This window comes from Streptomyces roseirectus, from assembly GCF_014489635.1.
GTDB classification, from domain to species: Bacteria; Actinomycetota; Actinomycetes; order Streptomycetales; family Streptomycetaceae; genus Streptomyces; species Streptomyces roseirectus.
Genome location: NZ_CP060828.1, coordinates 6,467,345 through 6,488,744 on the forward strand (window position 1 = coordinate 6,467,345; position 21,400 = coordinate 6,488,744).

16 protein-coding genes are annotated in these 21,400 nt (G+C 71.8%); 6 read left to right on the forward strand and 10 right to left on the reverse strand.

Annotated features, from left to right (window positions below; genetic code table 11):
• Positions 1-71: 71 nt before the first annotated feature.
• Both IAG44_RS27650 and IAG44_RS27655 read right to left on the reverse strand, forming a co-directional pair.
• Positions 72-2,009, reverse strand: coding sequence for an amylo-alpha-1,6-glucosidase (locus tag IAG44_RS27650; protein WP_187749781.1), 1,938 nt, complete (start codon positions 2,007-2,009; stop codon positions 72-74).
• Entirely contained in the window at positions 2,006-3,499 is a 1,494-nt protein-coding gene (locus tag IAG44_RS27655; RefSeq protein ID WP_246562134.1) for an MGH1-like glycoside hydrolase domain-containing protein, read from the reverse strand. The genes IAG44_RS27650 and IAG44_RS27655 overlap by 4 nt, the downstream gene beginning before the upstream one ends.
• Before the next feature lie 124 nt (positions 3,500-3,623).
• On the opposite strand from IAG44_RS27655, the gene IAG44_RS27660 reads away from it, so the two are divergent.
• From IAG44_RS27660 to IAG44_RS27670, 3 genes are all read left to right on the forward strand, one after another.
• Positions 3,624-4,844, forward strand: coding sequence for an ROK family protein (locus tag IAG44_RS27660; RefSeq protein ID WP_187749782.1), 1,221 nt, complete (start codon positions 3,624-3,626; stop codon positions 4,842-4,844).
• Positions 4,845-5,190: 346 nt separating this feature from the next.
• Positions 5,191-7,911 (forward strand): pyruvate, phosphate dikinase, encoded by a 2,721-nt coding sequence (ppdK, locus tag IAG44_RS27665; RefSeq protein ID WP_187749783.1) that lies wholly within the window; start codon positions 5,191-5,193, stop codon positions 7,909-7,911.
• Positions 7,912-8,133: 222 nt separating this feature from the next.
• The gene (locus tag IAG44_RS27670; protein ID WP_187749784.1) at positions 8,134-9,051 is read left to right on the forward strand and encodes an oxidoreductase; all 918 of its coding nucleotides are present in this window, start codon (positions 8,134-8,136) and stop codon (positions 9,049-9,051) included.
• Here the strand turns inward: IAG44_RS27670 and IAG44_RS27675 are convergent.
• Both IAG44_RS27675 and IAG44_RS27680 read right to left on the reverse strand, forming a co-directional pair.
• The gene (locus IAG44_RS27675) at positions 9,036-10,868 is read right to left on the reverse strand and encodes a SulP family inorganic anion transporter (protein WP_187749785.1); all 1,833 of its coding nucleotides are present in this window, start codon (positions 10,866-10,868) and stop codon (positions 9,036-9,038) included. The two genes, IAG44_RS27670 and IAG44_RS27675, sit on opposite strands and share 16 nt — an antisense overlap.
• Entirely contained in the window at positions 10,865-11,470 is a 606-nt protein-coding gene (locus IAG44_RS27680; protein WP_187749786.1) for a carbonic anhydrase, read from the reverse strand. The genes IAG44_RS27675 and IAG44_RS27680 overlap by 4 nt, the downstream gene beginning before the upstream one ends.
• A gap of 252 nt (positions 11,471-11,722) precedes the next feature.
• Here IAG44_RS27680 and IAG44_RS27685 point away from each other — a divergent pair, with 252 nt between their 5' ends.
• The gene (locus IAG44_RS27685; protein ID WP_187749787.1) at positions 11,723-12,589 is read left to right on the forward strand and encodes a response regulator transcription factor; all 867 of its coding nucleotides are present in this window, start codon (positions 11,723-11,725) and stop codon (positions 12,587-12,589) included.
• Positions 12,586-14,085 (forward strand): sensor histidine kinase, encoded by a 1,500-nt coding sequence (locus IAG44_RS27690; RefSeq protein WP_187749788.1) that lies wholly within the window; start codon positions 12,586-12,588, stop codon positions 14,083-14,085. Before IAG44_RS27685 ends, IAG44_RS27690 begins: the two co-directional genes overlap by 4 nt.
• A gap of 8 nt (positions 14,086-14,093) precedes the next feature.
• Here the strand turns inward: IAG44_RS27690 and nirD are convergent, their stop codons facing one another.
• The 4 genes from nirD to IAG44_RS27710 all read right to left on the reverse strand — a co-directional run bounded on the left by nirD (position 14,094) and on the right by IAG44_RS27710 (position 18,970).
• A complete protein-coding gene (nirD, locus tag IAG44_RS27695) occupies positions 14,094-14,444 on the reverse strand; it encodes a nitrite reductase small subunit NirD (RefSeq protein ID WP_187749789.1) in 351 nt (116 codons plus the stop codon).
• A complete protein-coding gene (gene nirB, locus IAG44_RS27700; RefSeq protein ID WP_187749790.1) occupies positions 14,441-17,029 on the reverse strand; it encodes a nitrite reductase large subunit NirB in 2,589 nt (862 codons plus the stop codon). Before nirB ends, nirD begins: the two co-directional genes overlap by 4 nt.
• 214 nt (positions 17,030-17,243) lie before the next feature.
• The gene (locus IAG44_RS27705) at positions 17,244-17,867 is read right to left on the reverse strand and encodes a biliverdin-producing heme oxygenase (protein ID WP_187749791.1); all 624 of its coding nucleotides are present in this window, start codon (positions 17,865-17,867) and stop codon (positions 17,244-17,246) included.
• Positions 17,864-18,970, reverse strand: a complete 1,107-nt coding sequence (locus IAG44_RS27710) for a polyprenyl synthetase family protein (protein WP_246562137.1) — start codon at positions 18,968-18,970, stop codon at positions 17,864-17,866. The genes IAG44_RS27705 and IAG44_RS27710 overlap by 4 nt, the downstream gene beginning before the upstream one ends.
• 205 nt (positions 18,971-19,175) lie before the next feature.
• Here IAG44_RS27710 and IAG44_RS27715 point away from each other — a divergent pair, with 205 nt between their 5' ends.
• On the forward strand, positions 19,176-19,958 hold the full coding sequence (locus IAG44_RS27715) for a sulfite exporter TauE/SafE family protein (protein ID WP_187749793.1): 783 nt from the start codon (positions 19,176-19,178) through the stop codon (positions 19,956-19,958).
• Positions 19,959-19,977: 19 nt separating this feature from the next.
• On the opposite strand, the gene IAG44_RS27720 is transcribed toward IAG44_RS27715, so the two are convergent.
• Positions 19,978-20,595 (reverse strand): class F sortase, encoded by a 618-nt coding sequence (locus tag IAG44_RS27720; RefSeq protein WP_187749794.1) that lies wholly within the window; start codon positions 20,593-20,595, stop codon positions 19,978-19,980.
• 113 nt (positions 20,596-20,708) lie between these two features.
• The gene (locus tag IAG44_RS27725; RefSeq protein ID WP_187749795.1) at positions 20,709-21,230 is read right to left on the reverse strand and encodes a hypothetical protein; all 522 of its coding nucleotides are present in this window, start codon (positions 21,228-21,230) and stop codon (positions 20,709-20,711) included.
• Positions 21,231-21,400 lie beyond the last annotated feature (170 nt).

Consider the following 21,400-nt stretch of genomic DNA (forward strand, 5'->3'; position numbering starts at 1 on the left):
GCAAATGGCGAACCAAGGGGTGAACGATGTGCCCTCAGGGTTCTACGGGTACTACAGGGGTTCTCCGGGTACTACGCCCCTCCCACCGCCGTCAGCAGTGCCAGCGGTGCCGCCGCCGAGCGGGATTCGCGAACGCACGCGTGCGGGTACGGCACCGGTACCCCGTGGGTATCCCTCCCGTACCCCGCGAGTACCTCCGGCAGCCGGTGCCCGGTGGCGGTCGCGGCGTCGACCAGGGCGTGGGCGACGGTCCGGGCCTCGTCGTGCAACCCGTACCGCGCGAGACCGAGGGTGATGAGCGCGTTGTCGTGGGGCCACACGGACCCCCGGTGGTACGAGAGGGGGTGATACGCGGCCTGCCCGGAGGCCAGCGTCCGCACCCCCCACCCGGAGAAGAAGTCGGGTTCGAGCAGCCGCCGCCCCACGACCTCCCCGTACTCCTTGTCCAGCAGCCCGGACCACAGCAGATGCCCGGCGTCGGAGGCGAGCGCGTCGACGTGCCGCCCCTCCCCGTCGAGCGCGAGCGCGGGGAAGGAGGCGTCCCGCATCCAGAAGTCCCGCTGGAACCGGTCCCGCAGATCGGCCGCCGCCTGTTCGAGCAGCGCCGCGTAGGTGTCGTCCGCCCAGGCGGTACGTGATACCCAGGCGGTACGCCGAAGGGCGTCGTACGCGTACCCCTGGGCTCCCGCGGCCATCACGGTGCCGCGCGCCCGGGTCCCGTCGGCGGAGCAGATCGCCCCCGGCGAGTCCTTCCAGTTCTGGTTGGCGAGCCCGCCCTGGTCCGCGCGGTAGACGAGGTAGCCCCGCGAGGAGAGCCCCCCGTGGTCGAGCATCCAGTCGACGGCCGCGCGCGCGTTGCCCTGGAGCCGCCGGGCGAGCGAGAGGTCCCCGGTGCGTTCGACGTACATCCCGAGGAGGACGAGGAACAGCGGCGTCGCGTCGACGGACCCGTAGTACCGCCCGTAGGGGACCTGCTGGAAGTGCGCCAGCTCCCCGTGCCGCACCTCGTGGACGATCTTCCCGGGCTGCGCGACGGCGTGCGGCCCGGTCTCGGTGGCCTGGCTCGCGGCGAGCGCCCGTAGCGTCGAGGCGGCGAGCTGGGGCCGGTAGGGCAGCGCGAACAGGGACGTGAGCAGCGCGTCCCGCCCGAGCAGCGCGAGGAACCAGGGTGCCCCGGCGGCCGGCACCCGCAGCTCCTCCCCGTCGGGTCCGACGGCGGGCACCTGGAGCGAGGCGAGGTCGGCGAGCCCGCGGGCACACGCGGCGGCCAACTCCGGCCACCCGGTGGGGAACGCGACCCCTTCGACGAACTCACCCTCGGCGGCGAGGAGTTGTTCGCTGAGCGCGGCCGGCGAGCTGGGCACCCGCAGCGCCCGCTTCTCCCCGTGCGGCCGGGCCATCACCCGCAGGGTCACCTCGGCCGACCCGTGCGGCGCCAACTCCAGTGCCCACACGAGCCGTCGGGCCCCGGTGCCGGTCTCCTCGACCCCGTCGGGCGCGGGGTCGGCCGTCACGGTCGTGACCGACCGCCACTCGCCGCGCTGATAGGTGAACTCGACGCCGTCGTCGAGGACTTGGCGGCGGCGCACGACGCCGGACTTGGCGTAGGTGCGGTGGTCGGAGCGGAGTTCGAACTGGTCGGTGAAGTCGGCGTCGGCGGTGACCGCGAGCCGCACGGTCGTCGGCACCGGACGGTTGCTGACGACCCGCAGCGACTCGATGAACGCCCCGTCCCCGACGGCCTGTTCACGGAAGAGCGTGCAGGACGGCGGCTCGCCGCGCCCGCCGCGCGGCACGAGGACGCAGCTCGCGGTGTCCCCGGCGGTGACCGGTGCCAGCGCCTCCGGGACGGCCCCGTCCACGGTGAGCTGCCAGCGGCTCAAGTGCCGTGCGTCGCGCACGAACAGCCCCTCCAGGGAGGTGCCGGAGCCGACGCCGCTGATGTCCCCGCGGTCGCCGACGGCGGCGAACGTCCCGCCGTGCACGAGCAGATGATGCCGGTCCGTCATTCCCGGTCCCCTCCCTTGTTCCCCGCGATCGTGTTGCCCGCGGTCGTGTTCCCCGCGACCCTGTCGCCCGTGCCTGTACCCGTGACCCCGCCCGCCGTGCCGGTCACGGCGTCGGCTGACGTGTCGTCAAGTTCCGTGTCGTGCAGGAGATCCAGCGTGAGCGCGGCGGTCCAGCCGAAGCCGGTCGCCCCGCACGCCTCGCCGGTGTACGGGTCGACGTACTCCGCGAACTCCGAGTCCCCGGCGGCCCGGAGGAAGGCGGTGCGCAGCGCGTCGGCCCGCGCGCTCTCGCCGTGCTGGCGAAGCCCCCGCTCCAGCAGCCAGCTCGTGTTGAACCAGGCGGGCCCGCGCCAGTACCGGTGCGGGTCGAACGCCTCGCCCAGCAGGTCGTAGGAGGGGACGAGCCGGGTGGCCGCCCCGAGCCCGAAGTGCCGTCCGCCCAGCGTTCGTACGACCGCCTCGGCGACCTCGCGCGGCAGGCCGGGCAGCAGCAGCGGGACCAGTCCGGAGACGCCGCGCTCGCGGATCAGGCCGCCGCCGACGACGTCCCGGCAGAAGAACATCCCCTCGGCCGGGTCCCAGAGCCGGTCCAGCAGCGCGGCCGTCAGGCGTTCCGCGCGCGCGTGCCGGGCGGTGCCCGTCGCCCCCAACTCGTGGGCGATCCGGGCGAGTGCGTGCTCGGAGGCGACGAGCAGGGCGTTGAAGGCGGGGTCCTCGACGGCGAACTCCCCGGCGCCGTCGGCGTATCCGCCGTCCCGGTAGTCGGTCGCGAGGCGGACGTAGCGGCCGTAGTCCAGGTCCGTCGGCCGGTCCTCGGCGGCCCCGTGGTCGAGGTCGGCGCGCCGGAAGGACCGCGCGGGCGCCGGGGTGATCCGCGCCAACGGGGCGTCCCAGCAAGGGGAGTTGTCCATGCCCTGCTCCCAGGGGTGGACGACCGAGGCGAGGCCGGCGCCGCCGAGGTCACGCCGGTGCAGCAGATAGCGGTGCCAGGCCGCGAGCCGTGGGTACACCCGGGACAGGAAGCCGCGCGCCCGCGACACACCGGGGTCGGCGCAGTGCACCAGCCAGGCGGCGAGCGCGTGCACCGGTGGCTGCACGATGCCGGAGGTCTGTACCGTGCGCGGGGCGCCCGCCGCGCGCCCGGCGACCGAGGAACGCCAGAAGTCGGGGCTCGGGAAGTACGCGTCGAGCGGGACGGAGGGGTTGAAGACGATGTGCGGGATCCGTCCGTCGTCCCACTGCGCCGCGAGCAGCGTCTCCAGTTCGGTCTGCGCGCGCACCGGCGAGACGTGCCTGAGGCCGATCGCGATGAACGCCGAGTCCCACGACCACTGGTGCGGGTACAGGCTGCGGGAGGGGACCGTCGAGGTCCCGGTCCAGTTGTCCCGTAGTACCCCTACCGCCCTGAGGTGCAGCGACCCCGTACCACCGGGATCGTATGCAGTGGTGTACCCCGCGGTGCGGGCGATGAGCTGGGCAGTGCGATCCACGCGGGGCTCCCCGACGACGACATGGCTGACCGGCCGGTTCGGTAGTGGCTACCGTAGGGTTACGTCTATTTAACACGCAAAACTCAATATGTAATGCAGGCTTGGGAAACACAAGGGGGTGCGCATGACCGGTCGGACGTCCGCACGGGGTCAGGTTCGGGGTCAGGCGAGCGCCGGAGAACTGCTCGCCCTGGTACGCAGCGGGCGGGCGACGACGCGCGGTGCGCTCCAGCAGCTGACGGGGCTCTCGCGGGCCACCGTCGGGCAGCGGCTCGACCGACTCTTCCGCGCGGGCTGGCTGCGCGAGGGCGCCGGGGGACCGGTCGACTCACCTCTGGGGGGACGGCCGTCCATCACCCTGGAGTTCGACGACGCGCACGCCGTCGTCCTCACGGCGGACCTGGAGACCCGGCACGCCCGCGCGGCCGTCCTCTCCCTCACCGGCGAGATCCTGGCCGAGCACTCCGGGACCCTCGTCATCGAGGACGGCCCCGAGCAGGTCCTCACCGAACTCGGGCGCTGGTTCGCCGAGTTGCTGGAGAAGGCGGGCCACCGGGCGGACGAGGTGTGCGGCATCGGCCTCGCGGTGCCGGGCCCCGTCGACATCGAGACGGGCCGCGTCGTCCAGCCGCCGATCATGCCGGGCTGGGACGGCTACGACATAAGAGGCCGCCTCTCCAGGGCCTTCACCGACCATACCGGGGCGCCCCCGGTGCCGGTGCTCGTCGACAACGACGCCAACCTCATGGCGTACGGGGAGCAGCGCTCCGGGCACCCGGACTGCTCGGCGTTCGTGCTGGTCAAGGTGTCCACCGGGATCGGCGCCGGCGTCGTCGTCGGCGGCTCGGTCTTCCGGGGGATCGACGGGGGCGCGGGCGACATCGGGCACATCCGGGTGGGCGCCGAGGCGCTGTGCCGCTGCGGGTCGTACGGGTGCCTCGCGGCCGTCGCCAGCGGGGGCGCCGTCGCGCGTCGGCTGGCGGAGGCCGGGGTGCCGGCGGCCTCGGGGGCGGACGTGCGGGACCTGCTCGCCTCGGGGCACCCGGAGGCGGCGGCGCTCGCGCGGGAGGCCGGGCGGCAGGTCGGCGACGTCCTCGCCACCGTTGTCACCCTCCTCAACCCGGGCGTCCTGATGATCGCCGGGGACCTCGCGGGGACGCCGTTCCTCACCGGGGTGCGGGAACTGCTCTACCAGCGGGCCCTGCCGCGCTCGACCGCTCATCTGGAGGTGGTGACCTCGCGGCTGGGGGAGCGGGCGGGGCTGGTCGGGGCGGGGGCGATGGTGGTGGAGCACCTGTACGCGCCGGAGCGGGTGGAGGAGCGGTTGGTGGCTCTCGGGTACTAGTGATTCTCACCACGTCTGATAGGGGTTCTGCTCACATGAGCGGATCTTGAGTGACTGCACTTCCTCAAGGGGTGGCACCGAGTGTCACCCCTTGATCGTTCATCGATCAAAATCATGCGTGTTGAATAGCGCTCATATGAGCGCTAGGGTGGAGGGGGTGGGGGTTCCCGCATTCAAGAAGTGAACGAAAGGTCTGGCTGTCCATTACCTTGGCTTGACTTTCGATCTGCTGGTTCACGGCGGGTTACGGGCAAGTGACATGCGCCTGGACCTGCCGGGAAGCCTTTGATCTGGGTATGTTCCTGGCCGTCAGGGCAGCCGCCGCGTCCTTGAGGAGTCGAGAACCGTGTCGGAGAACAACACAGCGCACACCGCGAAGTTCGTTTATGACTTCACCGAAGGAAACAAGGACCTCAAGGACCTCCTCGGTGGAAAGGGCGCGAACCTCGCCGAGATGACCAACCTGGGGCTACCCGTACCTCCTGGGTTCACCATCACGACCGACGCCTGCAAGGTCTACCTGGAGACCGGCGCCGCCCCCGAGGCACTGAGTGACGAGGTGAGTGCGCACCTCGACGCGCTGGAGACCCGGATGGGCAAGAAGCTCGGCCAGCACGACAACCCCCTTCTGGTGTCGGTCCGTTCGGGCGCCAAGTTCTCCATGCCCGGCATGATGGACACGGTCCTCAACATCGGCCTCTCCGACAAGTCGGTCCAGGGCCTCGCCGCCCAGGCCGGCAGCGACCGCTTCGCCTGGGACTCGTACCGCAGGCTGATCCAGATGTTCGGCAAGACCGTCCTCGACGTCGACGGCGACCTCTTCGAGGAGGCGCTGGAGAAGGCCAAGCAGGCCAAGAAGGTCACGGTCGACACCGAGCTGGAGGCCGCCGACCTCAAGAAGCTCGTCGCCACCTTCAAGAAGATCGTCAAGAAGGAGACCGGCCGGGACTTCCCGCAGGACCCGCGCGAGCAGATGGACCTCGCGATCAAGGCCGTCTTCGACTCCTGGAACACCGACCGCGCCAAGCTCTACCGCCGCCAGGAACGCATCCCCGGCGACCTCGGCACCGCCGTCAACGTCTGCTCCATGGTCTTCGGCAACCTCGGCCCCGACTCCGGCACCGGCGTCGCCTTCACCCGCGACCCCGCCTCCGGGCATCAGGGGGTCTACGGGGACTACCTCCAGAACGCCCAGGGCGAGGACGTCGTCGCCGGTATCCGTAATACCGTCCCCCTCGCGGAGCTGGAGACGATCGACAAGGCGTCCTACGACCGGCTCATGGCGATCATGGAGACGCTGGAGAACCACTACAAGGACCTCTGCGACATCGAGTTCACCATCGAGCGCGGCCAGCTCTGGATGCTCCAGACCCGGGTCGGCAAGCGCACCGCCGGCGCCGCCTTCCGCATCGCGACCCAGCTCGTCGACCAGGGCCTGATCGACGAGACCGAGGCCCTGCAACGCGTCACCGGCGCCCAGTTGGCGCAGCTGATGTTCCCCCGCTTCGACGAGCACGCCAAGGCCGAGCAGGTCGGCCGGGGCATCGCCGCCTCGCCCGGCGCCGCCGTCGGCAAGGCCGTCTTCGACTCGTACACGGCCGTCAAGTGGTCGCGCTCCGGCGAGAAGGTCATCCTGGTCCGCCGCGAGACCAACCCCGACGACCTCGACGGGATGATCGCCGCCGAGGGCATCCTCACCTCGCGCGGCGGCAAGACCTCGCACGCGGCCGTCGTCGCGCGCGGCATGGGCAAGACCTGTGTCTGCGGCGCCGAGGAGCTGGAGGTCGACACCAAGCGGCGGCGGATGACCGTACCGGGCGGGCGAGTTGTGGAGGAGGGCGACCTCATCTCCATCGACGGCTCCACCGGCAAGGTCTACCTCGGTGAGGTGCCGGTCGTGCCCTCCCCGGTCGTCGAGTACTTCGAGGGCCGCATGCACGCGGGCGCCGACGACGCCGACGAACTCGTCGAAGCCGTCCACCGCGTCATGGCGTTCGCCGACCGCAAGCGCAGGCTGCGGGTGCGTGCCAACGCCGACAACGCCGAAGACGCCCTGCGCGCACGGCGGTTCGGCGCCCAGGGCATCGGGCTGTGCCGCACCGAGCACATGTTCCTCGGCGACCGGCGGGAGTTGGTGGAGCGGCTGATCCTCGCCGACACCGACACCGAGCGGGAGGAGTCGCTGAAGGAACTCCTCCCGCTCCAGAAGCGGGACTTCGTCGAGCTGTTCGAGGCGATGGACGGACTCCCCGTCACCATCCGCCTGTTGGACCCGCCGCTGCACGAATTCCTGCCCGACATCACCGAGTTGTCGGTCCGCGTCGCCCTCGCCGAGTCCCGCAAGGACCCGCACGAGAACGACCTGCGCCTCCTCCAGGCCGTCCACCGCCTGCACGAGCAGAACCCGATGCTCGGCCTGCGTGGGGTGCGCCTCGGCCTCGTCATCCCCGGTCTGTTCACCATGCAGGTACGGGCCATCGCCGAGGCCGCCGCCGCCCGCAGGGCCGCCAAGGGCGACCCGCGCGCCGAGATCATGATCCCGCTCGTCGGCACCGTCCAGGAGCTGGAGATCGTCCGCGAGGAGGCCGACCAGGTGATCGCCGAGGTCGAGGCCGCCACCGGCACCGAACTCAAGCTGTCCATCGGCACGATGATCGAGCTGCCCCGCGCCGCCCTGACGGCCGATCAGATCGCCGAGGCCGCCGAGTTCTTCAGCTTCGGCACCAACGACCTCACCCAGACCGTCTGGGGGTTCAGCCGCGACGACGTCGAAGCTTCCTTCTTCACCGCCTACTTGGAGAAGGGCATCTTCGGGGTTTCCCCGTTCGAGACGATCGACCGCGACGGCGTCGGCTCCCTCGTCAGGTCCGCCGCCGAAGCCGGCCGCCGCACCCGCCCCGACCTCAAGCTCGGCGTCTGCGGCGAGCACGGCGGCGACCCCGAGTCCGTCCACTTCTTCCACGAGGTCGGCCTCGACTACGTCTCCTGCTCCCCGTTCCGCATCCCCGTCGCCCGCCTCGAAGCGGGCCGGGCCGCGACCCAGTCCGAGGGCAGCGACCACCGCTGACCACTCCCCGGCCCCGGAGCCGCCGACGGTCCCCGACCCTCACCGATCGGCGGCGGCTCCGGTACACAGGAGAGGGCGGCGCCCTGTGCGGGGGCGCCGCCCTCCGTGCGTCATACCCGTACTACTTTCGGTGTTCACCGTTTCCGTGCTGTCTACATACGCCGTCCCGACAGGCCCCCTCCTAATGTGGGCAGGTCACCATTCAGGAGGGAGCGGCGGGCCATGCGCGGCTGGAACACGGGGGACATGCCGGATCAGGAGGGCCGGGTGGCGGTCGTCACCGGGGCCAACAGCGGCCTCGGGTACGTCGCCGCGCGGGAGCTGGCGCGCAAAGGGGCGTGCGTCGTGCTGGCCTGCCGCAGCGAGACCCGGGCGAAAGCGGCGGCCGAGCGGCTGCGGGGCGAGACACCGGACGCGAACGTCGAGACGCGGCTCGTGGACCTCGGCGACCTGCGCTCCGTCCACCGCTTCGCGGAACGTTTCCCCTACGACCGGCTCGACCTCCTCGTCAACAACGCGGGCGTGATGGCCGTCCCCTACGGGACCACCGCGGACGGCTTCGAGACGCAGTTCGGCGTCAACCACCTCGGGCACTTCGCGCTGACCGGGCTCCTGCTGCCCCGGCTCCTCGCCGCCGAACCCGGCGCGCGCGTCGTGACCGTCTCCAGCATGATGCACGCCATGGCCAACGTGGACCTGCGCGACCCCAACGGGCTGCGCAGCTACCACCGGTGGACCGCCTACGCCCGGTCCAAGACCGCCAACCTCCTCTTCACCCACGCCCTCGCCCGGCGCCTCGCGGACGCCGGGTCCGCCGTCGTGGCCGCCGCCGCGCACCCCGGGTACGCCTCCACCGGGCTCGCGGCGGGGGTCGGCGGGCGCGGGAGCCGGCTCCTCATGGAACTCGGGGACCGGGCGATCGCCCAGTCGGCGGAGACCGGCGCGCTGCCCATCCTCTACGCGGCCACCGCCGACGCCGTCCGCCCCGACTCCTTCACCGGGCCGTCCTTCGCGATGTGGCGGGGGGCGCCGGCGCCGTCGTGGCGGGCACCGCGGACGCGGGACGACCGGGTGGCGGAGTGGCTGTGGGAGGTGTCGGAGCGGATGACGGGGGTGGTGTGGGATCAGCGGTTGGCGTAGTACCCGTACGACTCCTGGGGTGACCCGTAGTACCCGTACGACTCCTGGGGCGGCTCGTAGTACCCGTAGTCCTGCGCGGCGTACTCCTGCGGGTAGCTCTCGGGCATGGGGGTCGTGTCGAGGTAGAACCACTCGGCCGTAGGGGAGGGAGCCGTGGGGGAGGGGGCGGAGGGGGTAGGGGGCACCCTGAGGGGCAGCGGCGTCTCGACGGCCGGGGTCTGCGGGGTCTGCGAAGTTTGCGGGGTCTCCACGGCCTCCCGCTTCTCGTGCGGCATCAGTAACTCGACCCGCACCCCCTTCCCCCGCTGCTGCGCCACGAACTCCTCCACCTGACTCCGGCAGGCGTGGTCGAGGTGGGTCACCCCCGTCAGGTCCAGCCGGATCCGCGGCTTGCCCGACTCCGCCGCCCCCTCCAGCGCCTCGATCACCTCGGGCAGCCGCAGGAACGTCGCGTTGCCGGCCATCACGACCTTCGCCGTGTCCTCGTCCTCGTGCCGCCGGATCACGGTCCGCGACATCCGCAGCGCGGCCAGCACGATCCCGGCGGCGAGCCCGATCAGCACCCCTTCGAGGAGGGCCGTCGCGACGATGACCAGCGTCGTGATCGTCATGACCGCGAACTCCCCGCGGTCCTGCCGCCACATCTTCGGGAACTCCTCCGGCGCGAACAACTTCCAGCCGCTGTGCACCAGTACGCCCGCGAGGACCGAGATCGGGATCAGCGCGAGCACCTGCGGAAGCAGCAGCGCGAACGCCAACAGCCATACGCCGTGCAGGGTTCGCGACAGCCGAGTCTTCGCCCCGGCCTGCACGTTGGCCGAACTCCGGGCCACCACAGCGGTGATGGGCAGCGCGCCCAGCAGCCCGGCGACCGTGTTGCCCGCACCCTGCGCGATCAGCTCGGGGTTGTAGCGGGTGCGCGCCCCGTCGTGCATCCGGTCCACGGCGGCGGCCGTGAACAGCGACTCGGCGGAGGCGATCACGGTGAACGTCAGGACCGCCGTGATGATCCCGGCGTCCGCGAGCCCCGCGAACTCCGCCGGACCCGGCACGTTCACCGACGCCAGCAGGTTGCCGACCTGGAGCGTCTTCACCTCGACGCCGGGCAGCGCCGCGACGCCGATCCCGATCGCCACGGCGACCAGCGCGGCCGGCACCTTCCTGACCGGCCCCGGCACCTTCTTCCACAGGAAGCTCAGGACGACGGTGACGACGCCGAGCCCGGCCGCGATCAGCGCCTGCGGGTTCGCGAACGTGTCCGCGAGGAGCCCGGGGATGCCGGCCATGTTCTCGATCGGCGTGCCCGGCGCCTTCGCGTCCATCATCGGATACGCCTGGCCGAACATCAGCGGCAGCCCGATCCCGGCGAGCATCCCCTGGACGACGGCCAGCGAGATCGCCTGGAAGAACCGCCCCAACCGCACCAGCCCCAGCACGATCTGGAGCAGCCCGGAGAACAGCACGATCACGCCGAGCATGGCAACTCCGTGCTCCAGCACGGTCTCCGCCACCAGCGCCGCCAACCCGGCTGCGGGGCCGCTGACTTGGAGTGTCGAACCCCGGGCGACCCCGACGACGAGCCCGCCGATCACCCCCGAGATGATGCCGAGTTCGGCCGGGACGCCCGAGGCGACGGCGACGCCGATGCACAGGGGGAGGGCGACGAGGAACACCACCAGCGAGGCGGTGATCTCGGTACCGAGGTCGCTCTTGGGTGACTTGGCCGACTTCGCCGACTTTGCCGTCTTGGGATCAACTCCCACTCCCTGGAACCGACTTCGTCCCCGGCCCATCCGCGCCGCATGCGTCCCGCTCATGCCGCGTGCACCCGGAACGCCCCGTCGGTGTCCAGCTCGTGCACCTGACCCGTGTCCACCTCGTAGTACCACCCGTGCAACCGCAGCCGCCCCTGTTCCACCCGCCGCCGAGCGACCGGGTAACTCCCCAGCTCGGCAAGCTGGTTGACGACGTTCAGCTGGACGACGTCCGGCAGGGACGGCTCGCGCGGCACGGAGTCCAGGGCGGGCGCGAGACCCGGCCGGGCCAGCCCCAGCCAGGCCGCGACACCGGGCAGCGTCGACAGGTCGTCGCCGGCGGTCAGCGCGCCCATCGCGCCGCAGTGCGAGTGACCGCAGACGACGACGTCCTGAACGCCCAGCACCTCCAGCGCGTACTCGATGGTGGCGGCCTCGCCGGAGGGGCCCTGCCCGTCGTGCGGCGGGACGATATTCCCTGCGTTGCGCAGCTCGAATATCTCGCCCGGACGCGCTCCGGTGATCAGCGCGGGTATCACGCGCGAGTCCGAGCAGGTGATGAACAGAACCTCCGGACTTTGCCCCTCAGCCAGTTTCCGGTATTCACCGCTTTCGAAGTCGACCCGCCGCTTGAACGACCGCGCGCGATCCAGCAAAGCCTGCACGATTCCTCCCGATGAACGCGTACTGCGGAGAAAATCCGCAGGTCAGAGGTGTGTGTCCAGAACGTTAGAGGAGGACGGGCCAGCGGAAGGTTAGCGGAACACTAAATCGCCGACAGTGACCGGACATTTCTTGTCAGTGGTTTGAGGCCCCGATCACAATGGCCGGGAAGCGCGCGACGGATTCCCGGTCCTTCTTGTACGGTGGCGAATCCGCGGTGACGTATGGATATCGAATGGAAGAGACGGGAACGCATGGGTGGCGTACGAGTCCTGCTCATCGAGGACGACCAGACGATCGCCGAACCCCTCGTCGAGGGCCTGGGCCACTTCGGTCTGACGGTGCAGCACGTCCGCACCGGCGGCGAAGGACTCCGGGGCCCTCACGGCGACGTCGTCCTGCTCGACCTGGGGCTGCCGGACATCGACGGCATCGACGTCTGCCGGGGCATCCGCGCCGTCTCGGACGTGCCCATCATCATCCTCAGCGCGCGCGGCGAAGAGGCCGACCGCGTCCTCGGGCTGGAGCTGGGGGCGGACGACTACCTCGCGAAGCCGTTCAGCATGCGGGAGTTGGTGGCCCGGGTGCGGGCGGTCACGCGCAGGTCCCAACGGGTCAGCGGGGGCGGGGAGTTCACGGTCCCGGACGCCGACACGGCGACGTCGGCGGCGATCCACGCGTACGCCGCCACGCCTTCCGCGTACACCCCCGCACCGCCCCCGGCGCCCGCGTACACCCCGGCCCCCGCCTACGAGCCCCCACCCGCCCCCGTCTCCGCTCAACCCCCGTCTGCGCCGGGCCCGTTGGTGGTCGACCGGCGTACCCGGCAGGTCTGGGTCGGGGAGGACCCCGTCGTCCTCACCCCCAAGGAGTTCGACCTCCTCGCCCTGCTCACCGAGGACCCGGGCGCGGTCTACTCCCGCCAGCAGATCCTGGACCGGGTCTGGGACCCCCACTACCAGGGCCCGACGAAGACTCTGGACGTCCATGTCGCCACCCTGCGCCGCAAGTTGGGCAACCCGGCGTGGATCCAGACCCTGCGGGGCGTCGGCTTCCGGCTGGCCGTCCAGACCCAGCCGCACACCTCGGCGCCCGCCTACGACTGGACGGCGGCGCGGTGACCCGCCGCCTGCTGCTCAGCTACCTGACGCTGGCCGCGCTCGTCCTGCTCTGCCTCGAACTCCCCCTGGGATACGTGTACTCGGGCGCGGAGCGCGAGCGCGTCGTCAACCTCGCCAAGGACGAGGCGGAGTCGGTGTCGGCCTACTCCGCCCTGTCGATCGCGGCGGGCGGCGCGGCCCGGGACCTGCCGGCGCGGGCGGCCCACTGCGCGGCCCGGATCGGCGGCAAGGTCCTCATCGTCGACGCGAACGGCGGCCTGCTCGCCTCCTCCCACCCCCTCACGCCCGAGGAGGAGAGCCGCATCGCCTCCTGGCCCGGTATCGCCGCCGCGCTCAGGGGTTCACCGACCGAGGACGTCCGCACCTCCACGATCGGCGGCGTGCAGTACCTCGCGGTGGCCGCCCCCATCGGCCCCGGCGCCCGGCCGCAGGGCGCCGTGCGCATCACGGTCCCCACCCGGATGGTCCACGAACGCGTGCACCACGTCTGGCTGTTGCTGCTCGGCGGCGGCATCGCGGTCCTCGCCGCCGTGGCCGTCGTCGGCTTCGCCATCGCGAGCTGGACCAGCCGCCCGATCCGTGAACTGGAGCGCGCGACCCACGAGTTGGCGACCGGCGGCACCGCCACCCCGGTCGCCGTCACCAGCGGCCCGCCAGAAGTCCGCAGCCTCGCCGCGACGTTCAACCGCACGGCCGCCCGCCTCGAACACCTGCTGACCTCGCAGCGGGCCTTCGCGGGCGAGGCGTCCCACCAGCTGAAGACGCCACTGGCCGCGCTGCGCCTGCGACTTGAGAACCTGGAGAACCACATCGCGCTCCAGGCCCGCGGCAGCCTCGGCGCCGCGATGACCGAGACCGACCGGCTCGCGCGGATGGTCGAGGGCCTGCTCGCCATGGCCCGGCTGGACGAGAAGGCCGCCGAACGCGAACGCGTCGACCTGGACGCCGTCCGCGCCGAACGCCACCACGCCTGGCGGCCGTTGTACGAGCGCCACGGGGTGCGGCTCGCGGTCGCCGGGGACGCGGCCGGCGAGGTGAGCGCCGTGCCCGGCGCGGTCGAGCAGATCCTCGACAACCTGCTCTCCAACGCCTTGCGGGTCTCGCCCGCCGGCACCACCGTCCTCATCGACGTGCGCCGCGCGGCCCAGCACGAACGCCGGTTCACCGCCCGGCAGTTCAGCCAGCCGTTCGTCGAACTCCACGTCATGGACGAGGGTCCCGGCATGACCGAGGAGCAGCGCCGGCGCGCCTTCGACCGGTTCTGGCGGGCCCCCGACGCCCCCAAGGGCGGCACCGGCCTCGGCCTCGCCCTCGTCCAGCGCCTGGCCCACGCGAGTGGCGGCGAGGCCCTGCTGCGCACCGCCCCGCTGGGCGGGCTTGACGCCTTCGTGCGCCTGCCGGTGGCGCCAACTGCCAAGCAGGGCGGCGGAAGTGGCGGACACACGTCGGCGCACCGCCCGGTGAGAGAACTCCAGGCGGTGCGCGGACAGGGGTAGTCGGGGGTTCAGCCGAGCCGGACCTCGTACGTCGCGACGCTCACGTCACCGTCGTCCAGGCAGGCGCCGCTCGTCAGGTCGAAGCGCTGCTTCAGCAGGGGCGAGGCGACGAACGGGCGGCCCTGGTGGGTGCCGGTCAGGCCGCGGGAGAGAACTCCCGCCCCGCTGAAGGGATCCCGGTTGTCGATCGCGTACAACTCGCCGCCTCGGTCCCGGAACACGGCCACCTGACGGCCGTCCGGCAGCAGCGCGGCGACGCCCCGGCCCGGCAGCAGCGCGGAGAGGTCACAGACCGTCAGCCAGCCTTCGTCCAGGCTGACTTGGACCTTCAGGTCGGTCGTCTCGGGCGCCAGGGTCATCGCTGGACACTTCCTTCCATGGGACGCATGCCGATCGACAGCAGGGGCAGGTCGGGCTTGATCTGGTCGCGCTCCGGGACGAACCCGACGACCGGGTCGGGGGTGTCGGGCGCGTTCACGAACGACACGAACCGGGCCAGTTTCTCCGGGTCGTTGATGGTCTCGGCCCACTCGTCGCGGTAGTTCGCGACGTGCGCGGCCATCAGCGACTCCAGCTCCTCGCAGATGCCGAGGGAGTCCTCCACCACCACGTCACGCACGTGGTCGAGGCCGCCGGGGATCCGCTCCAGCCAGGTCGAGGTGCGCTCCAGACGGTCGGCGGTGCGGATGTAGAACATCAGGAACCGGTCGATGAGCCTGATGAGTTGGGTGTCGTCGAGGTCCTGCGCGAGGAGGTCCGCGTGGCGCGGGGTGGCGCCGCCGTTGCCGCCGACGTACAGGTTCCACCCGTTGGACGTCGCGATGATCCCAAAGTCCTTCGACTGGGCCTCCGCGCACTCGCGGGCGCAGCCCGACACCGCCGACTTCAGCTTGTGCGGCGACCTCAGGCCCCGGTAGCGCAGCTCCAGGTCGATCGCCATCCGCACCGAGTCCTGGACGCCGTAACGGCACCAGGTCTGGCCGACGCAGGACTTCACCGTGCGCAGCGCCTTGCCGTACGCGTGCCCCGACTCGAAACCGGCGTCCACCAACCGGGCCCAGATCAGCGGGAGTTGTTCGACGCGGGCGCCGAAGAGGTCGATGCGCTGACCGCCGGTGATCTTCGTGTAGAGGCCGAAGTCGCGGGCCACCTCGCCGATGACGATCAGCTTCTCCGGGGTGATCTCGCCGCCGGGCACGCGCGGCACGATCGAATAGGAGCCGTTCTTCTGGATGTTGGCGAGGAAGTGGTCGTTGGAGTCCTGGAGCGCGGCCTGTTCGCCGTCCAGGATGTAGACGCTCGCGCCGATCACCGGGGCGAGGGAGGCGATGATCGAGCCCACCGCCGGCTTGCAGGTCTCGCAGCCGTCACCGCCCCGCGCGCCTTCGCGGCCGTAGCGGTCTAGGAGTTCACGGAAGGTGTTGATGCGCAGGGCGAGGACGATCTCGTACAGCTCCTCGCGGGTCTGCCCGAAGCAGCCGCACAGGCCCTTGTCGACCTCGACGCCGCTCGCCTCCAGCTCGGCGGTGACGAGCTGGCCCAGCACCTTCACACAACTGCCGCAACTGGTACCGGCCTTGGTGCATTTCTTGACCTCGGGGACCGTGGTGCACGCGTGCTCGGTGACCGCCCCGCGGATCGCGCCCTTGGTGACGTTGTTGCAGGAGCAGATGACCGCCTCGTCCGGCAGCGCGGACGGCCCCAGCTGGGCGCCGCCGCTCGAACCGGCGGGCAGGACAAGGGACTCGGGGGCGACCGGCGGCACGGAACCGGTGAACGCCCGCAGCGTGCCGTACGCTTCGGCGTCGCCGACGAGGATCCCGCCGAGCAGGGTGCCGTCGCGGGCGATGACCAGCTTCTTGTAGAGGCCGGAGCGGGCGTCGGAGTAGACGACCTCGAGGCAGTCCTCGGCCGCGCCGTGCGCGTCACCGAAGGAGGCGACGTCGACGCCGAGCAGCTTCAGCTTCGTCGACAAGTCCGCGCCCAGGAAGGCCGATTCGTCCTGCGCGATGGTCGCCGCGACCGTCTCCGCCTGCTCGTAGCCCGGCGCGACGAGTCCGTACACGCGGCCGTCCGCCGCGAGCGCGCACTCGCCGATCGCGAACACCGCCGGGTCGGTGACCGTACGGCACTGCTCGTCGACCGCGATGCCGCCGCGCTCGCCCACCGACAGGCCGCAGTCCCGGGCGAGTTGGTCGCGCGGGCGGACCCCGGCGCTGAACACCACCATGTCCGTGGCCACTTCGGACCCGTCGGAGAGCTTCATGCCGGTGACCGCGCCGTCCGCGCCGACGACGATCTCCTGCGTGCCGGTCCCGGTGTGGACGCTCAGGCCCATCTCCTCGATGGTCCGCAGCAGCGCCGCGCCACCGCCCTCGTCGACCTGCACCGGCATCAGCCGGGGCGCGAACTCCACGATGTGCGTGCTGAGTCCGAGCCCCTGCAGCGCGCCCGCCGCCTCCAGGCCGAGCAGCCCGCCGCCGACGACGGCACCGACCGTCGCCCTCGCCTTCGCGTACTCCTCGATCGCGAGGAGGTCGTCGATCGTCCGGTACACGAAGCAGCCGGCCGCGTCCTTGCCGGGCACGGGCGGCACGAACGGGTAGGAGCCGGTCGCGAGGACCAGGGTGTCGTACTCGACTCGCAGGCCGGAGCGGGCGGTTACCGTCCGGGTCTCGCGGTCGACGGTCTCCGCCGGGTCGCCGACGTGCAGCTCGATGCCGTGCTCGGCGATGAACTCCATGTCGGTCATGGACAGCTCCTCGGGGCTGGTGCCCGAGAAGTACGAGGTGAGCTGCACGCGGTCGTACGCCGGACGCGGCTCCTCGCACAGCACGACCACGCGGTGCGTGGCGGTCAGGCCGCGCGCGGCGAGCGCTTCGAGGAAGCGCTGGCCGACCATGCCATGGCCGACAAGCACGATCGTGGGGGTGTCCGTGGGCATCAGGAGCCTCCGTCGTTCGAGGTCATGACGTCGAGACTGCGGCGCGGAGGTTACCCGGCCGCATCACGTCTGTTTCCCACGGGGAACGCTGCCCTCAGCGGGGGCCCGTACGGGGTGTGAGGTCCCGGAGCGTGCCGCGCCGGGACCTGTGAGGAAACCAGTTTTCCCAGGTGAAGAGGGGTACTACGGGTCTACCGGGAGGGTATTACGGGGTCTACGGGTGGGCCGGGGACAGGGCCCGGGACACCGCCGCCGTGTGCGCGTACGCCCGCTCGGCGGCCCGCACCGCCCGTTCCCGCTCCCGCGCGCCCGGCAGAGCCTCGTCCAGCCGGGCCGCGACCGCCTTCCAGCGCGCCCGGTCCCCGCTCCCGTAGTACGCGAGCCCGGCGCCGTCGCTCAGCCCGTACGCCGCCGACACCGGGCCGCGCAGGTACAGCGCACCCATCGTCGACCCCTCCAGCACATAGAGGAACCCGAGCAGCCCCTCCGGCTCCGTGCGCGCCGTCTCGCGGACGTCCCCGGTGAACGCGCGCACCTCGGCCGCCACCAGCGCGGGCCGGGGCAGCACCCCGGACGCCGCGAAGTGCCCGAGGTCCCGGTCGAGGTACGGCACCTTCGCCAGCTCCGCCGACCACACCCGCGCGACGGCCGGACACGCCGACCGCGTCAGCTCGTCCTCCAGCGCCGCCAACACCGGCCGGTAGGCGGCGAGTTGGCCCACGTACAGCTCGACCGGCAGCGAGCCCGCGAGCATCGCGACGGCGAACTCCGTGTGCTCCAGCGTGTCGTGCCAGCCCCGGGTGCGGGACCGCAGCAGCCCGACCGCCGAGCCGTTCACGCGCCGCTCCGTTCGGCGAGCGTGCGGTGGAGGCGGTCGATGAGGTGGCCCTTGCGGTCGATGGTCAGGTCGAAGTAGGCGGCGCTGTAGGGGGATCGGCACACCGAGTGGACCGTCTCCTTCGCCGCGCGCTTCAACTCCACGGCGTCGGCGGCGAGTCGGAGGAGGGTCGCGTCGAGCTTGGGGTGCGTGAGGACGTAACTCCGCAGGTCGGCGCTACTCAAGTTGGCGTCAGTACGCGGTGGTTCGGCGTCGAGCAGTTCCAGGAACACCCGGTTGCCCAGCCCGTCGAAGTCCTCGTGGGTGTTCGCGCCGCCGAACTCCGGTACGACGTCGGTGAGATCGTTGAAGAGCTGGCTCGCCAGGCCCAGCCGGCGCATCGCGTCGGCCAGCGCCTCCCGGTCCCGCTCCCGGACGCCGAGCGCCGCGAGGGCCGCGTCCAGCGGCATCCAGAACAGGGTGCCGGTCTTGAGCGCGGCGACGGACTCCCAGAAGCGGACGCGGTCCGCGTGCGGCGCGGTCAGCAGCGCCTCGCGCGTCACGTCCGTACGGGACGCCAAGTCGCCGGCCTGGCCGGTGAAACCCCGGCCCACGCTCTCCAACAGGGCGGCCACAGCAGCGGGTTGGCCCGCGTGCCGCAGCGCCGCCGTCACCAGCCAGGCCCCGGTGTTCAGGGCGATCGGCACACCGTGCGTGGCATGCAGCGCCGGTTCGCCGTACCGGACCGCGCTGCCGTCCTGGATGTCGTCGAGCGCGACGGCCGCCTTCAGCAGGATACGGACGGCGACGGCGGTCCGCCGGATCGCCGCGAAGTCGTCCGCGTCGGTCAACTCGCCTGGAAAACCCCGGTAGTTGCGGTACGCCCAGTACACCATCGACGGGCGCAGCGGTGCCGTGCCGCCGGGGGCGTCCGGTCTCGGCGGCAGCGCCTGCTGGCCCACCTTGGAGCCGAGGGCGTCCTCGATCGGGGCGTACAGGGTGCGGCGCAGAGCGTCGGCGTACACCTCGCCCTCGTCGCCCTCACCGCCGTCCGCGAGCGCGTCGACGAAAGCGCGCAGGTCGTCCTCCAGGAGGGCGGCGTCCTGGCGGACGATCTTTTCCACATCCGTAGCAACCGGTTCCACATAGGCAGCATCGGGCCCGTGAGCCGGTTCGGTCCAGATGCCCTTCTAGCCATCGATTCGACGGACGACGGCATGTCTTTGGCTGGGAAAGGGCGTTTGCGCGCGGCGATCCAGGCCCCGCCGAACCTCAGGACTCCCTCAGGTCGATGGACGCTGCACACATCCCGTCCGTAAGGTCGCGATCATGCCCGACATACCGCTGACCACCCTGTTGCTGCTCTGCCTCGCCGCGCTCGCGGCGGGCTGGATCGACGCGGTGGTCGGCGGCGGGGGGCTCCTGCTGCTCCCGGCGCTCCTCCTCGGACTGCCCGCCGGGACGCCGGCCGCGCACGCGCTCGGCACCAACAAGGCCGTTGCGATCGTGGGGACTTCGGGGGCGGCGGTCACGTACGTCAGGAAGACGCGGGTGGACGTCCGGCTCGCCGTCCGCATCGGTGTGGCGGCGCTGATCGGGTCGTCCGGGGGTGCGTTCCTCGCGGCCGGGATGAGCACCGAGGTCCTGAAGCCGGTGATCATGGTCGTGCTGCTCGCGGTCGCGGGGTTCGTGATCGCGCGGCCGGCTTTCGGCACGGCTCCGGCGACCGGGCCGGCGGGGCCGCGCCGGGTGCTGGCGGCGATCGGGCTCGCGGGGGTGGGGATCGGGTTCTACGACGGGCTCATCGGGCCCGGCACCGGGACGTTCCTGGTGCTCACGCTGACCGCGGTGCTTCACCTCGACCTGGTGAGCGCGTCGGCCACCGCGAAGATCGTCAACTGCTGCACGAACGCGGGGGCGTTGGTGACGTTCGCCGTGCAGGGGGCAGTGATCTGGCAGCTTGCCGCGCTCATGGCGGTGTTCAACCTCGTCGGCGGGACCGTGGGAGCGCACACCGCGTTGAAGCGGGGGAGCGGGTTCGTGCGGGTCGTCCTGCTGACGGTCGTGTTCGCGCTGGTGGTGAACATGGCGTACGAGCAGTGGCTGGCCTGAGCCTCGGGTACTACGGGTATCACCGGGTCCCCGTCAGGTGCGCGAAGACCACCACGTTCCCCTGATAACCCGTAGTCCTGGAGTAGGGGCCCCCGCAGGTGATCACCCGTAGCTCGGGGCGGTCGGCGGCGCCGTACACCTTCTCGTCGGGGAAGGCGCTCGCCTGGTACACCTCGACGGCGTCGACGGAGAAGAGGGCGACGGTCCCGTCCCGGCGCTCGACCTCGATGACGGCGCCCTTGCGGAGCGCGCCCAGGGAGTAGAAGACGGCGGGGCCGTCGGCGTTGTCGACGTGGCCCGCGACGACGGCCGTCCCCGTCTCGCCGGGCGTGGTGCCGGCCTCGTACCAGCCCGCGAGGTTCTTCTTCGCGGCGGGCGGGACGTCGAGGCTCCCGTAGGGGGTGAGCCCCAGGCCCGTCAGGGGCGCGTCGACGCCGATGGACGGGATGCGGATGCGGTCCGGGGGAGAGGGCGGCAGCGCGGGCGCCGACCGGGGGTCGACCACGGCGGAGCGGGCCTGCGCGGCGGACGGCTGCGGCGGCGCGTGCTCATCGGCGCCGTGGTGCAGCAGCCAGGCGCCCGAGCAGAGGGCGGTGACGGTGACGGCCGCTATCGCGGTGTTGCCGACCCTGGGCATGGGACGTTCCCCTCTCCTCGTCTGGTCCCCGTACCCCCTCCGGGCCACGAGGGGCGTCGGACCCGGAGGGGGAGGGGGATGCGGTACCGGAGGACGGACAGCGGAGGGGTCCGTCAGATCCCGTCGCCTCTCGCCCGGCGATGCAGGAGCCAGGTACCGCCCGCGGCGGCGACGGCGAGTGCCGCCACGCCGGCCGCGGTCTGCACGGGGTCGGGACCGAGCGCGCCGCCGACCCCCGTCTTCACACTCCCTCTCGGATACGCCGGCCGGCGGGCCGTCGCGAGCGTCACCACGAGGTCGCCGGTGACCTTCCTGCCGCCCTCGGCGCACGCGGCGACGATCTCGTACGTCCCCGGCTGCGCGCTCGGCGGCACCTTGAACTGGCCGATGGCGTCGCCCTCGTGGGTGGACGGCGCGAGCGTGAACCGGCCGGCGCCCACCGCGCTCGCGTCCCCGGCGGCCGTCCCGCCGTCGCCGCAGGCGGTGGTGTTGACGGTGACCTGCCCGCCGGGGACCACGGTCGACGGGTACACCTCCAGACGGTCGCCGTCCCCGCCGTACGCGGGCGCCGCGGCCCCGCTCGCGGCGGCCACGGCGAGCGCGGTGCCGGTCAGCAGCCGGACGGTACGTCGCATCGGTGCTCCTCCGAGCCTCGGTCGTGCCTCTGCTCTTCCGAGGTAAGAGGCAGCGGGGCGGGAGCGCTTCCTGAGGGGATGTCAGAAAGGGGATGAACGGGTGGCGGAGGTACGGCGCCGCGGCCGGTGTTTCAGCAGGTCACGGGGGTTTCGGGGCGGGGGTGCGGAAA

Excerpts from the sequence above, each read along its gene's own strand:
- IAG44_RS27675 (WP_187749785.1), bottom strand. The coding sequence starts at position 10,868 with ATGAGCGGGACGCATGCGGCGCGGATGGGCCGGGGACGAAGTCGGTTC.
- IAG44_RS27650 (WP_187749781.1), bottom strand. The coding sequence starts at position 2,009 with ATGACGGACCGGCATCATCTGCTCGTGCACGGCGGGACGTTCGCCGCC.
- IAG44_RS27725 (WP_187749795.1), bottom strand. The coding sequence starts at position 21,230 with ATGCGACGTACCGTCCGGCTGCTGACCGGCACCGCGCTCGCCGTGGCC.
- IAG44_RS27685 (WP_187749787.1), top strand. The coding sequence starts at position 11,723 with ATGGGTGGCGTACGAGTCCTGCTCATCGAGGACGACCAGACGATCGCC.
- IAG44_RS27715 (WP_187749793.1), top strand. The coding sequence starts at position 19,176 with ATGCCCGACATACCGCTGACCACCCTGTTGCTGCTCTGCCTCGCCGCG.
- IAG44_RS27670 (WP_187749784.1), top strand. The coding sequence starts at position 8,134 with ATGCGCGGCTGGAACACGGGGGACATGCCGGATCAGGAGGGCCGGGTG.
- nirB (WP_187749790.1), bottom strand. The coding sequence starts at position 17,029 with ATGCCCACGGACACCCCCACGATCGTGCTTGTCGGCCATGGCATGGTC.
- nirD (WP_187749789.1), bottom strand. The coding sequence starts at position 14,444 with ATGACCCTGGCGCCCGAGACGACCGACCTGAAGGTCCAAGTCAGCCTG.
- IAG44_RS27720 (WP_187749794.1), bottom strand. The coding sequence starts at position 20,595 with ATGCCCAGGGTCGGCAACACCGCGATAGCGGCCGTCACCGTCACCGCC.
- IAG44_RS27660 (WP_187749782.1), top strand. The coding sequence starts at position 3,624 with ATGACCGGTCGGACGTCCGCACGGGGTCAGGTTCGGGGTCAGGCGAGC.